Raw genomic sequence first — 12,471 nt, 5'->3', positions numbered from 1 at the left:
TTATTCCACCGAGGCAAATGCTTCGCGCAGCCTCTTCCACGTCACACGCAGCTCCTCTGGAAGCACGCGCGTCTCGCTCACCACGGTCATAAAGTTTGTATCGCCCACCCAGCGCGGCATCGCATGCAGGTGCAGATGGCCGGTCACTCCCGCTCCCGCAGCCCGCCCCAGGTTCAGCCCGAAGTTATATCCATCCGGTGCATACACCTGCGCCAGCGCGCACTCCGACTTCTGTGCCAGATCCATCAGCTCATGCGCCGTCGCGGTGTTCAGCGCCGCCAGCGATGCCTGATGCTCATAGGGCAGCACCATAATGTGTCCGGCGGTGTAGGGATACCGGTTCAGGCAGATAAAACAATGCTTCGCACGCAGTACAATCCCTGCTGCGGCTTCGGCTTCTTCCCGATCCATGCCGTTCGCAATCGCGTAATCGACCGACGCAATCACATTGCAGAAGACACAGCCTGTATCGCCCGGCCACGCCTGCAGCTCGTCAGGAATTCCCTGCCGCCGCTTCCGGTCGGCCTCCGTCACATACGCATACCGCCACGGTGTCCACAGATGATCCACGCAGGCAAGTATAAAGGGCAGGCTCGAAAGCCTGCCCCTGTGCCAAACTCTATGATCTGAGTCTGTTTTTTTTGCTTAGCTTACGGCTTCCCCTACCTGCCGCCGGTCTGATGGCTTCGCTGAGGTCAGCTCTGCCGCAACCTTCTCCGTAGTGAAGGCCTCGATCGTATCGCCGACCTGCACGTCGCTGTAACCGGAAAGGCTTACACCGCACTCCATGCCGTTGGTCACTTCGCGAGCATCGTCCTTGAAGCGCTTGAGCGAGGTGAGCTTGCCCTTGAAGACCTGCTCTCCGCCGCGCATCAGGCGAATATCCGCGTCGCGCCGCAGGATGCCGTCGGTGACGCGGCAACCGGCGATGGTGCCCACCTTTGGAATTTTGAAGACGTTGAGCACTTCGGCACGGCCAAGGTAGTTCTCCTTGAAGACCGGCTCCAGCAGGCCCAGCATTGCCTTGTGAATCTCGTCCTGCAGCTCGTAAATAATCGAGTGCAGCCGGATCTCCACATCCTCCTGCTCCGCCAGATCGGAAGCCTTGCGCTCCGGCCGTACGTTGAACCCGATGATGATCGCGTTCGACGCCGAAGCCAGCAGCACATCGCTCTCCGTGATTGCGCCCACGCCCGAGCGAATGACCTTGATCCGCACCTTTTCGGTCGACATCTTCTGCAGCGAATCTGCCAGCACTTCGACCGATCCGGTTACGTCGCCCTTCAGAATCAGCGGCAGCTCCTTCACGCCGGCCTGACGAATCTGCTCTGCCAGTCCTTCCAGAGACACGCGTGACGACTTGGCCAGCTGCGCCTCGCGCTCCCGCATCTTGCGATACTGCGCAATGCTCTTGGCCTTGTCGCGGTCCGCCGTCACCAGGAACGTATCGCCCGCATCCGGCATGCCCTCCAGACCCAGAATCTCCACCGGAGTCGAAGGTCCGGCTACTTCGATCGCCCGTCCGCGGTCATCGAACATCGCGCGGATCTTACCGAAGGTGTTGCCGACGATAAAGCTGTCCTGGTTGCGCAGTGTGCCGTTCTGTACGAGCACCGACGCTACAGCGCCGCGGCCGCGATCCAGTCTCGCTTCGATCACCGTGCCTACCGCCGTGCGGCCCGGAGTCGCCTTCAGATTCCCCAGATCGGCGACCAGGCAGATCATCTCCAGCAGCAGGTCGAGGTTCTGCTTCTTCTTCGCCGAAACGTCCACGAAGACTGTGCTTCCGCCCCAGTCCTCCGGAACCAGCCCGCGGTCCGCAAGCTGCTTCTTCACCCGCTCCGGCTGCGCATCCGGCTTATCGATCTTGTTCACCGCCACGATCATCGGCACATTCGCCGCTTTCGCGTGGTCGACCGCCTCCAGCGTCTGCGGCATCACGCCGTCATCGGCTGCCACCACAATCACAACAATATCCGTGACCTTAGCGCCACGCGCACGCATACGCGTAAACGCCTCGTGACCCGGTGTATCCAGGAAGACGATCTCGCGTCCGAATGCCGGTGAATCCGACTTGCCGATCTTCACCTTGTAGGCGCCGATATGCTGCGTGATGCCGCCCGCCTCGCCGCCCGCTACGTCCGTCTCGCGGATCGCGTCCAGCAGCGACGTTTTGCCATGATCGACGTGGCCCATCACCGTCACCACCGGAGGCCGCGGCACTTCCAGTTCGTCCGGATTCTCCTGCGACAGCATGTTCTCGAACGCTTCGTTGGCCATCTGGTCTTCGAAGGTGATCACCTGCACGTCCGCGCCGAACTGCCGAGCCACATCCTTCACCAGCTCGCCATCCAGCGACTGATTGACGGTTACAAATACTCCGCGCATCAGCAGCGTCGCGATCAGATCCTTGGCGCGAAGCTCCAGCTTCTCCGCCAGGTCCTTCACGCTGATGCCTTCCGTCACCGTGATGGTGCGCGTAACCGGCACCGGCTCCATCGGAACCTGCGCTCCGCCAAAACGCGGCGGCGGCGCAAATCCCTTCATCGGGCCTTCTTTACTCTTCGGATACTGCTGACGGCCACGCCCTCTCGGTGCGCCCGGCCGCTGCGGACGCGGCGCTTCTCCCGGAGGCGGCACCAGTCCCGGCGCTCCACCCATTCCGGGCCTTGGCCCGCCAAATCCTGGCCTCGCGCCAAATCCTGGCCGTGCGCCCATCCCTGGCCGCGGGCCTCCAGGAGGTCCACCACCTGGCTGGCTGCGCGTCGGATGCATCGGACGCCGTCCGCCCGGGAACTGTCCCTGACCGCCGCCTGGTCCACCCGGACCACCCTGCGGACGCGACCCTCCCATCGGGCCACCCGTCGGTCTGCGATCGAAAATCGGCTTGCCCCGCTGAATTCCTGAACCTGCTGCCTGCCCACCTGCAGGCGGAGGCGCCACCGGAGCCGGTGGAGGTGCCGTATATACAGGGCGCGGTCCCGTCTGCGGCATAATGACACGCCTTGCCGGAGGTGCCGGAGCTCCTGTCGCCGTTGCTGAAGGAGCAGCAGCAACCGGCGCAGCCGAAGCCGAAGCCGGGGTTGCCGTGCCTGGGGCTGCTGCAACCGATCCAGTCGCCGCCGCCGGAGGTGCCGAAACCGGAGCCGGAGCCGAACTTACCGGAGCACCGGCTGGAGCCGAAACCGCAGCCTGTTGTGGGGCTTCCTGAGCTGTCTTTGGAGCCGCCGGCGCCACTGCCGGAGCACTCACTGCCACGGGAGCAGCCGCCGTCACCGGAGCCGTCACGGCAGGGGCCGCCTGCGCAGTCGCGGTTGAAACTGGCTGCGCTGCCACGGCTGGTGGACGTACCGTCACCGGAGCCGCTGCCGGAACATTGGTCGCTGGAGAAACCGTTGCACCTGAGGGTGCCGCCGTTACCGGAGGCTTCGCCACAACCGGTCCAGCCGGGGGCCGAGCAGCAATCGCCGGAGTCTGAGCCGGAGGCGCCATGACCACATTCGGTGCAGGCCGGGGCTGCGGAACGATTCTTCTTGGAGCAGGCGCTGCCGCAGCCGGCGTCGTCGCAGGAGAGGCAGGCCGGAATGTTCCAGGAGCCGACGAAACCGCGGCACCAGATCCAGGTATATTCACAGCGGGTCGCGCCGTAACCGGCGAACCTGTCGCTGGCGCCGCGCCTGGTGTCTGTCCGCTGACCGGTCCAGGAGTCACAGCGGGAGCCGGTCTGGGAGCCGCTGCAGACCGTGCCGCCGCAGCTTCCTGCTCTTTCTTCTGCTGGATCGCCTTCAGCACATCGCCCGGCTTCGAAACCTGCGACCAGTCGATCTTCGGCTTCGGCTCGGCTTCCGTCCGTGCCCCGCCGCCGGAGTGTCCCTTACCGCTCTTTTGCAAATAGGTACGCACACGCTCGGCCTCATCGGCTTCGAGCGAACTGGAGTGCGTTTTTTTCTCGGTCACCCCGACTTCGGTGAGTGCCTCGAGGATGGCTCTGCTTTTCACTTCCAGTTCCCGTGCTAAATCGTTGATCCGAACTTTACTCATCCGCCCCTTTGATTCACTTCCCCCGGCCATTAGTCCGTCATGAAAAACTCCTGGCTGCAGGCTAAGCTCTGTTTTGTATTATCCCCTGAAAACCAGCGCACCGCGCCCCGCTTCTGCGCTCGATTCAACTCTGTGCGGCGCATAACTACGCGCCGCTCCCTTCATCAACCTTCCGTTCACCCACGGCTTCGTCCTTTACCTCTTCCACATTACCTTCCAACACAGTTTCTGCCCGCGCAATGTCGAAGTCCGGATTGTGCTCCGCCAGCCTCTCGCTTGTGTCCTCGAGACCCGGTGCCACCGCTTCCGCTCCCTCTGTCTCCAGATCAGGACCGGTTTCGGTAAGTTCTGACAGCTGCTCTTCGGCGACATCATCTCGGATCACACCCGAGCCTTCGTCGCTCGCAGCCTCTTCACCTTCCTGCGTCAGATCCAGCCGCAGTGCATCTTCTTCTTCCGCCAGACTCGCCTCCTCGGCGCGTCTCGCTGCCTCTTCGGCTGGCGCAGGCTCTCCGGCCGGACGCTCCTCGCCCTCTTCATACTGGCCGAAGTAGTGCCGTACCGCCACGCTGATCTTCTCCAGCGTCTTCTCGCCGATGCCCGGAATCTCCTCCAGCTGCTCCGGCGTCATATCCGCCAGCGATTCCACCGTCGTGATGCCCGCCGTAATCAGCTTCTGGATGATGTTCTCGCCCAGCTCCGCCACCTGCTCGATCGGTGTCGTCTGTCCGCTGCCGAAGCCCTGCATCTGCTGCTCAACTTCCTGCCGCTTCTCTTCCTCGCTCTTGATATCGATCTTCCAGCCCAGCAGCTTCGCTGCCAGCCGCACGTTCTGACCTTTTTTGCCGATCGCCAGCGACAGCTGCGTATCGTCCACAATTACTTCCAGCTGTTTCTCACCCAGATCGGCAATGCTCACACGGCTTACCTTCGCCGGCTGCAGGGCCTTCTCTGCAAATGTGGTGACTTCTTCGCTGAACTCGATAATGTCGATCTTTTCGCCGCGCAGCTCACGAATGATCGACTGCACGCGCATGCCCTTCATGCCCACGCACGCGCCCACCGGGTCCACGTCCTTGTCCCGCGACATCACGGCAATCTTCGTCCGCTCGCCTGCCTCGCGGGCAATGGCGCGAATCACCACCGTGCTGTCATAAATCTCCGGCACTTCGCTCTGGAACAGGTTCTGCACCAGCTCCGGAGCTGCGCGTGACACAATCACCTGCGGGCCCTTCGCCGCGCGGTCCACACGCAGCAGCACCACCCGCACCCGCTCTCCGACGGCAAACTGCTCCAGCCGCGACTGCTCCCGCTTCGGCATGCGCGCTTCGGCCTTGCCCAGATCGAAGATTACGTCCTGCATCTCCACCCGCTTCACCGTCGCCGTCAGTACTTCGCTCACTCGATGCGCATACTCGTTGAAGACCGTGTCCCGCTCCGCCTCGCGCACCTTCTGGAAGATCACCTGCTTGGCCATCTGCGCGGCAATCCGTCCCAGTACATCCGTCGGCTTGTAGTAGCGGATCTCTCCGCCGGCCTCGACCTCCGGCGCCAGCTCCCGCGCCGCTTCCAGCGCAATCTGGTTTACCGGGTCTTCAATCTGCTCCGGAGTCTCCACGACCGTCTTGTAGACATAGGCGCGAATCTCGCCGGTTTCCTTGTCCAGCTCGGCGCGCATGTTTTCCTGCGTCTTGTAGTACTTGCGCGTCGCCAGCGCGATCGCATCCTCGACCGCCGACACGACGATCCCCGGGTCGATCCCCTTATCCCGGCTCAACACTTCAATGCTCTGATAAAGCACACTTGCCATCTGTTTCTCTCTGTGTCCCTGATTGGGTGCCCCGTCTTCACCACCACGTCACTTCAGCGGCTACGGCTGCAGGACAACACCCTTGTTCCCTGATTCTCAGATCTCCGGAATCAGGTTCGCCTTTTCTATATTGCTCAGCCCGATCTCGACCATTTCACTCGCCGCAACCGGCTTCTTTTCTCCGGTCTTTCCCTTCGGGCCCTTCTGTTTCTGCTTCAGCGCTGTTAAATCCAGACGAATCGAGCGCTCGCCTACCTCTGTGAGCCTCCCCTGCCAGTGCCGGTTGCCCGCCACCGCCTCAAACGTCTGCAGCTTCACCAGATTTCCACGAAACCGTTCAAAATCAGCCCGTCCGTGCAGCTTCCGGTCCAGGCCCGGCGACGAGACCTCCAGCGTATACTCACCGTCGCCCGGTATCAGTTCCTCGACATCGAGCACTGTCCCGAAATCCCGGCTGAACGCCTCACAATCCTCATGCGTCACCCCGGCCAGCTGATCCATATTCGCAGCCGCGTCGCTGTCAAACGCCTCTTCTCCGGTCTCATCGCTGACCGGCTCGTCAGGGGTGGTTCTGGCCGCATGCTTCTCCCGCTCTTCGGCGTTCTTCTCGATAAACACCCGCAGCGACCGATGCTTCGCCCCCCCGAAAAACTCCAGATCGGCAACGTCCAGCCCGTGCGATGCAGCGACCCGTTGCGCAGTGGCGCGAATTTTCTCCAGCTCGACCGCCATCGTTTCCCGCGAAACACCACAAATTTTGCCGCAAATAAAAAGTGGGCCTAAAGCCCACTCATTCCTCCGCGCCTTCAACGCTTATCGCCGGAAACTCACGGCCCGGGCGGGACAAACTCGTATGCAACTTTAAGAATACGCCCAATCCCCACCCAAATTCAAATACTCTCTCAGCCCTCATCCTGACGCACAATGTCTGCATGAGCATCGCGAACCCCTACGACTCCTTCCTCGCCGGACAGGACCCGCTTCCCATCCTCGCCGCCACGCCCGCAAAGCTCGCCTCGCTCGCAGAAGCTATCGGTTCCGGCCTCATAACCGTCTCACCCGTGCCCGGTAAATGGAGCCCCCGCGACATCCTCTGCCATCTCGCAGACTGCGAGATCGCTTTCTCGTTCCGTCTCCGCCAGACCCTCGCCGAAGATGCCCATATCATCCAGCCCTTCGATCAGGACCACTGGGCTCGGCCCTACTCTGCGCTGGGCGCCACGGAAGCTCTTGCCACCTTCATTGCGCTGCGCACCTGGAACCTGCGCCTTTTCCAGGCCAGCCTGCCAGCCTCTGCGGCAAAGCCCGTCAGTCACCCGGAGCGCGGCTCCATGACCTTTCTCACCATCGTAGAAACTATGGCCGGACACGACCTCAACCACCTCGCCCAGCTCGAACGTCTTGCCGTTTCCCGCTCCGCGTGAGAAGAATACCGGCGCATCCGCTCAGAACCGTGCCCCGAATGCACTAACGCCGCACGACCGCCAGATGCAGCTGCCTCCGCACGCCGAAGCCCAGCCGCTCATAGACCCGCACCGCCGCGTTCTCTGTCTTCACATGCAGAAACGGCATCTCTCCCCGGCGTTGAATCCCATCCGCCACAGCCGCGACCAGCGCATTTCCATATCCCCGCCCCCGGTGATCGGGATGCGTGCACACCGCGCTCACTTCGGTGAATCCCGTCAGATGCAGCCGCTCTCCTGCCATCGCCACCAGCAACTCACCGTCAAATATCCCCAGATATCGTCCCAGCCCGATCGTCCGCTCCCGAAACGGCCCCGGCTCGGTCAGCTTCGTCAGCGCCAGCATGGCCGGAACATCCGCCTGCATCAGATCGCGGATCGGAGCACCCATGCCCACACGCACCGGAGCCTCGCAGACCATCTGGTACATCTCTCCGCGATGAACTATCTCCCAGCCCTCCGGCACAGCCGGCTCCACATCCAGAAACAGCGCCACCGCGTCATGCGACGCAAGATCCTCCAGCGCTGCGTACGACTCCGCCGACTGTTCCCTCAGCGCGCCGAGCGGCGCTATATCTATGGGGAAACGCTTCGCCAGTTCGTTGCCTGCGGCCAGTTTTTGCTGTTCTGTCGACAGAGCATGCCAGATCGGGTTATCGAGTGCTTCATTTCCCGTCAGCGACGTACGTGGCAGCGGCTCTGCCCGTAATAAAACCTGAGATTCTTCCATAACGCGGCTCAATAACTGTCAGATGACAGACCGCCGCATTGGATTCGCAGCTTCGCCTGAAGATCAGAGCGCTGTCGCGAATGAGATTTCCGGCACTGAGGATATGCGCGGAAGAATCTTCATCCATCAGCGCAGGTCAGTACACAGTCGAAGAATGCCTTCGCCTGCCGCCATGCCGGCAAGACAATAAAAGCCGGGCACGCAGGCGTATGCTACGCCCTACTCCACGTGATAATTCGGCGCTTCCCGCGTGATGATCACATCATGCACATGGCTTTCGCGCAGGCCCGCGTTTGAGATCCTCACAAACCGCGAGTTCGTCTGCAGCTCTTCGATCGACCCGCAGCCCAGATAGCCCATTCCCGACCGCAGCCCGCCGACCAGCTGATACACCATCGCTTCCAGTGGACCGCGATGCGGCACTCGTCCTTCGATACCTTCCGGAACAAACTTCGCCAGCCGGTTCTGTCCGCTGCGCTCGCGTGCCACTACGCCTTCGCTGCTCGTTTCCCGCTCTTCCATGTCGCGGCTGCTCTGGAAATACCGCTCGCCCGAGCCCTGCGCCATTGCCGACAGCGATCCCATACCGCGGTATGCTTTGAACGAGCGTCCCTGATACAGAATCGTCTCGCCCGGACTCTCATCCACGCCCGCAAACAGCGATCCGATCATTACCACGCTTGCGCCCGCTGCAATCGCCTTCGCCACATCGCCTGAGTACTTGATACCGCCGTCCGCGATGATCGGAATGTCGTGTTTCCGCCCCGCGCGAAATGCCTCGCTGATTGCCGTAATCTGCGGCATACCCGCGCCCGTCACCATGCGCGTCGTGCAGATCGAACCCGGCCCGATGCCCACCTTCACCGCGTCCGCGCCGGCGTCGATCAGCGCTTCGGCGCCTTCGTATGTCGCAATGTTGCCCGCCAGCAGGTCCACCTCAGGAAAACGCTGCTTTACCGCCCGCACTGCCTCCAGTACACGCGATGAATGTCCATGCGCTGAATCCACCGCCAGCACGTCCACGCGGTTCTTCACCAGCTCCGCAGCGCGTTCCAGAAAATCGCCTGTCGCGCCGATCGCGCCGCCCACACGCAGCCGCCCCTGCTCATCCTTCGAGGCATTTGGATACTTCAGCTTCTTCTGAATATCCTTGACGGTGATCAGGCCCTTCAGCTCGTAACCGCCATTCACCACCAGCAGCTTTTCCACCCGGTGCTGATGCAGAATGCGTTCCGCTTCTTCGAGCGTCGTGCCTACCGGAACCGTGATCAGATTCGTCTTCGTCATCACATCGCTGATAGGAACATCCGTCCGTGTCTCAAAGCGCAGATCGCGGTTCGTCAGGATGCCGACCAGTTTTTTGTTCCGCGTCACCGGCACGCCCGAGATCTTGTACCGCCGCATCACCTCGAGCGCATCCGAGATCAGCTGCTCCGGCTCCATCGTCACCGGATCGACGATCATCCCGCTCTCCGACCGCTTGACCTTGTCGATCTCGCTTGCCTGCTGCTCAATCGACAGATTCCGGTGCACAATCCCCAGTCCGCCCTGCTGCGCCATCGCAATCGCCAGCCGCGACTCCGTCACCGTATCCATCGCCGCGCTCAGCAGCGGAGTATTCAGCACAATCCGCCGCGTCAGCCGCGTCTGCGTGCTCACCTGCGCCGGAACCACGTCGCTGTAGGCAGGCACAAGTAAAACGTCATCAAATGTCAGGGCTTCGGGGACGGGATGTTCAATCATAAAAAGTGTTTGATCGTTTCGATCCGGATTTGGATTCCGGAATCGGATGCACGAATGCCCTGCATCTGAAAAACACGCGTGGGCAAAAGGCTTTTGAGTATTGTAGTCGAAGAATACCGTGCCCGACGGGGCCGCAGACCGCCCACACTTCGTCCCGCTTCCTTCACACGCCCGTATCCCTTTGCAGCAAAAAGAGTACCACCGGCGTTCATGCTACGTTGAAACTGGTCTTTACTTGGTCATGGCGCGTCGTCAGTCACCACTTCCGCACTTTCTTGTCTTCCTTCTCCTTCTCCTGATCGTTTATTTCGTCTTCCGTAACAACCGTTCCCTTCAGCCTCCGCGCAGCATACGCGAGCACCATCGCCGTTCGGAGCGTTTCTCCGGGCGCTCCCACCCGTCTGCATCCCCGTTCGCACAGAATGAGCCCTCCACCCGGCAGCCGGTAAACTGCTCTGCCCTCGGCGTCTCCTGTACTTCGCAATACTTTGCAGCGTGGACAACGCCCCATGGCCGGGTTCCCTGTCACATGGTCATTAAAAATGGCTACCCCGAACCCGATTCCGGCTGCACCCCCGGCGGCGCCAATCCCTATGTGACGCTCGATACCCTCCGCAGCCCCTCATGGCGTACCGGCTGCGTCCGCAACTGCGAATCCAGTGAGTCGCAGAAGCACCTGGTGTACAGGTGGTATGGAATCCCTGTGCCACGCAACAACACCGGCGCAACCCAGGTCTGCGAGCTCGATCATCTGGTTCCTCTGGAGCTCGGCGGAGCCGACGGCCTCGGCAATATCTGGCCCGAATGCGGTCCCGGTCAGACATCACTCGACAATCGCTACTTCAAAGTGAAGGACCGCGTCGAAAACTATCTTGCGGAAGAAGTGCGCGCAGGACGCATGCCGCTCGATGAGGCTCGCAGAGGGATCGCCTCGGACTGGACACAGTATCTCGACGCGGCGAATGAGTACTGCCGCCAGAGCAGAAAATGCTGACGCGCTAAATGGCTCGCAGCAGGCGCGCCGGCAGAAAGATCAGCGCAGCCACCAGTTCCAGTGCTCCGCCCACCGCGATCCCGACAATGCGGAATGGCAGCAATACCAGCCACACCAGCGGATACAGAACCAGCGCCAGAAGCGCCAGCGGCCAGCACATCAGAAAAAGAATGCACCACAGAAGGAATCGAACCATCGCCTCCACTCCGTTCTGCCATACGCGGATCGGCACGCGAAAGTTCCATGGAGTCGGCTTGTGAGCCCTGAATCGCTCCCCGCCAACCCTCTACACAAAAATATGCCGAAGAATCAGAACCGCCAGCCCCAGAACCAGAAGGATGGTCCCGAAGAGCAGAGCGGAGATAAAAACAGTCGCCGTTCTCTCCTGCTCCGGCCGCGGCGGAGTAATGCCGAAGGTAAAGATAAAGCTGTTCGTGAGCTGCCGAAACGGATTCATCGCAGACACCTCCATATCCTGTGTACGGTGGCGTGCAGCGGGCAGTGTGCATTTCCTGCGCAAACTATGCCAAACCTGCCGAAATCATCTCGGCAGCCCGGCCATGATTGGTGGTCGGCCGCGCCTTCCTGTGTCTGCTGCGTCCAGCCTGAAAAAAGGCGCATGATAGAAATCAGAGACCTTCCATGAGCCGGATTTCTGTCATTCGCGATGACCAGGTCGTACCGCTTCTCCCCGGTAAGCCGGCATCGGGCACCATCTTTTCTCCATGGAATGGCCTCATCGTCGAGAAACACTCCATCCCGGGTATTGAAATTCCCGAACACGAGCACTCCTCCCTCTGCCTGCACATGCAGACCAGCGACCCCGTTCAGATGGAGTGGTGGAGTGAAGGAAAAAACGGAAAGGAATCTCCCGGTCCCGGCTCACTGATCCTTCTCGCTCCCGGAACCCGCGACCGCCTGCGCTGGAACGCTCCTTCCCGCCGGCTCATTGTCTCCATCGATGATTCGTATCTCTCCCGCGCCGCTCGCGAGCTTGATCTGAAATCCCGTTCCGGCTTCGCCAGCCTCTGGCACTTCAGGGACAGCCAGCTCAGCCTTCTGCTCACGGAAATCCAGCGCGAAATGGAAGAAGGATGGTCCACCGGCGCGCTTTACGGCGACCTTCTCGGCATGTCTCTCTCCGTCGCCCTGCTCCGGAAGCACGCAAAGGAAGATCCGGAGGCCATCTTCGCCAAAGGCGGCATCTCAAAGGCGCGCCTCCGCCGTGTTCTCGACTTCATCCACGAAAACAGCCACTCCGATCTCCGCCTGGAAGATCTCGCTCAGGTCGCGGAGATGAGCGTCTTCCACTTCGCGAGGCTCTTCCGCACCGCCATGGGAATCTCCCCGCACCGCTATCTGCTTCGGCAGCGGCTCCGCCAGGCTCAGTCCCTGCTGCGCCTGGGCAGCCGGACCGTTGCCGAGATCGCTGTCGAAGCCGGCTTCTCCAGCCCTGGCCATCTCTCCCGCGCATTCCGCAGAGAAGTCGGTATCAGCCCCACCGAATGGCTGCGGCGGCAATAAAGCAGTTCTCCTGAAGGCGTGGAGGGGAATGAAGGCTCTGGAGTGGCCGTTCCGCCGAAGAACAGCCACACGGCACGGCTCTGCCACTCTATGGCATCAGGAGAACTGCTTTCAATCCTCTTCGCAGCAGGAAATCGCTCCTTATCGCAGGAAAAGACCATCCACT

11 protein-coding genes are annotated in these 12,471 nt (G+C 61.4%); 3 read left to right on the top strand and 8 right to left on the bottom strand.

All coding sequences use genetic code 11. The features are described from left to right. The 4 genes from D0Y96_RS07610 to rimP form a co-directional block, all read right to left on the bottom strand. Positions 1-570: an HIT family protein gene (locus D0Y96_RS07610; RefSeq protein WP_117298793.1), complete on the bottom strand. Its 570-nt coding sequence runs from the start codon at positions 568-570 to the stop codon at positions 1-3. A 75-nt stretch (positions 571-645) separates the two neighbouring features. After that, on the bottom strand, positions 646-4,041 hold the full coding sequence (gene infB, locus D0Y96_RS07605; RefSeq protein ID WP_117298792.1) for a translation initiation factor IF-2: 3,396 nt from the start codon (positions 4,039-4,041) through the stop codon (positions 646-648). Between the two features lie 145 nt (positions 4,042-4,186). Further along, positions 4,187-5,851 carry a transcription termination factor NusA gene (gene nusA, locus D0Y96_RS07600; RefSeq protein WP_117298791.1) on the bottom strand — a complete coding sequence of 555 codons (1,665 nt, stop codon included), beginning with the start codon at positions 5,849-5,851 and terminating at the stop codon, positions 4,187-4,189. A 96-nt stretch (positions 5,852-5,947) separates the two neighbouring features. After that, a complete protein-coding gene (gene rimP, locus D0Y96_RS07595) occupies positions 5,948-6,583 on the bottom strand; it encodes a ribosome maturation factor RimP (RefSeq protein ID WP_117298790.1) in 636 nt (211 codons plus the stop codon). A 200-nt stretch (positions 6,584-6,783) separates the two neighbouring features. On the opposite strand from rimP, the gene D0Y96_RS07590 reads away from it, so the two are divergent. Next, a complete protein-coding gene (locus D0Y96_RS07590; RefSeq protein ID WP_117298789.1) occupies positions 6,784-7,275 on the top strand; it encodes a DinB family protein in 492 nt (163 codons plus the stop codon). A 43-nt stretch (positions 7,276-7,318) separates the two neighbouring features. Here the strand turns inward: D0Y96_RS07590 and D0Y96_RS07585 are convergent, their stop codons facing one another. After that, positions 7,319-8,044 carry a GNAT family N-acetyltransferase gene (locus D0Y96_RS07585; protein ID WP_117298788.1) on the bottom strand — a complete coding sequence of 242 codons (726 nt, stop codon included), beginning with the start codon at positions 8,042-8,044 and terminating at the stop codon, positions 7,319-7,321. A 219-nt stretch (positions 8,045-8,263) separates the two neighbouring features. Beyond that, the gene (guaB, locus tag D0Y96_RS07580; protein ID WP_117298787.1) at positions 8,264-9,787 is read right to left on the bottom strand and encodes an IMP dehydrogenase; all 1,524 of its coding nucleotides are present in this window, start codon (positions 9,785-9,787) and stop codon (positions 8,264-8,266) included. A 529-nt stretch (positions 9,788-10,316) separates the two neighbouring features. On the opposite strand from guaB, the gene D0Y96_RS07575 reads away from it, so the two are divergent. Further along, positions 10,317-10,781, top strand: coding sequence for a hypothetical protein (locus tag D0Y96_RS07575; RefSeq protein WP_117298786.1), 465 nt, complete (start codon positions 10,317-10,319; stop codon positions 10,779-10,781). Positions 10,782-10,785: 4 nt separating this feature from the next. Here the strand turns inward: D0Y96_RS07575 and D0Y96_RS07570 are convergent, their stop codons facing one another. Together D0Y96_RS07570 and D0Y96_RS07565 are read right to left on the bottom strand one after the other, a co-directional pair. Then, entirely contained in the window at positions 10,786-10,977 is a 192-nt protein-coding gene (locus tag D0Y96_RS07570; protein ID WP_117299658.1) for a hypothetical protein, read from the bottom strand. 90 nt (positions 10,978-11,067) lie between these two features. Beyond that, positions 11,068-11,238 (bottom strand): hypothetical protein, encoded by a 171-nt coding sequence (locus D0Y96_RS07565; protein WP_158562297.1) that lies wholly within the window; start codon positions 11,236-11,238, stop codon positions 11,068-11,070. 185 nt (positions 11,239-11,423) lie between these two features. On the opposite strand from D0Y96_RS07565, the gene D0Y96_RS07560 reads away from it, so the two are divergent. Beyond that, complete coding sequence (locus D0Y96_RS07560) at positions 11,424-12,305, top strand: helix-turn-helix domain-containing protein (protein WP_117298784.1); 882 nt, start codon at positions 11,424-11,426, stop codon at positions 12,303-12,305. Positions 12,306-12,471: the final 166 nt, after the last annotated feature.

Origin of the sequence: Paracidobacterium acidisoli (assembly GCF_003428625.2) — a bacterium.
Taxonomy (GTDB): domain Bacteria; phylum Acidobacteriota; class Terriglobia; order Terriglobales; family Acidobacteriaceae; genus Paracidobacterium; species Paracidobacterium acidisoli.
The sequence above is the reverse complement of the archived record's forward strand: the minus strand, read 5'-3'. Positions and strand labels throughout refer to the sequence as shown.

What these genes read in the sequence shown, in the direction of transcription:
- nusA (WP_117298791.1), bottom strand. Translation starts at nt 5,851, where the DNA reads ATGGCAAGTGTGCTTTATCAGAGCATTGAAGTGTTGAGCCGGGATAAG.
- D0Y96_RS07565 (WP_158562297.1), bottom strand. Translation starts at nt 11,238, where the DNA reads ATGAATCCGTTTCGGCAGCTCACGAACAGCTTTATCTTTACCTTCGGC.
- infB (WP_117298792.1), bottom strand. Translation starts at nt 4,041, where the DNA reads ATGAGTAAAGTTCGGATCAACGATTTAGCACGGGAACTGGAAGTGAAA.
- D0Y96_RS07570 (WP_117299658.1), bottom strand. Translation starts at nt 10,977, where the DNA reads ATGGTTCGATTCCTTCTGTGGTGCATTCTTTTTCTGATGTGCTGGCCG.
- D0Y96_RS07590 (WP_117298789.1), top strand. Translation starts at nt 6,784, where the DNA reads ATGAGCATCGCGAACCCCTACGACTCCTTCCTCGCCGGACAGGACCCG.
- D0Y96_RS07585 (WP_117298788.1), bottom strand. Translation starts at nt 8,044, where the DNA reads ATGGAAGAATCTCAGGTTTTATTACGGGCAGAGCCGCTGCCACGTACG.
- guaB (WP_117298787.1), bottom strand. Translation starts at nt 9,787, where the DNA reads ATGATTGAACATCCCGTCCCCGAAGCCCTGACATTTGATGACGTTTTA.
- rimP (WP_117298790.1), bottom strand. Translation starts at nt 6,583, where the DNA reads ATGGCGGTCGAGCTGGAGAAAATTCGCGCCACTGCGCAACGGGTCGCT.
- D0Y96_RS07575 (WP_117298786.1), top strand. Translation starts at nt 10,317, where the DNA reads ATGGTCATTAAAAATGGCTACCCCGAACCCGATTCCGGCTGCACCCCC.
- D0Y96_RS07560 (WP_117298784.1), top strand. Translation starts at nt 11,424, where the DNA reads ATGAGCCGGATTTCTGTCATTCGCGATGACCAGGTCGTACCGCTTCTC.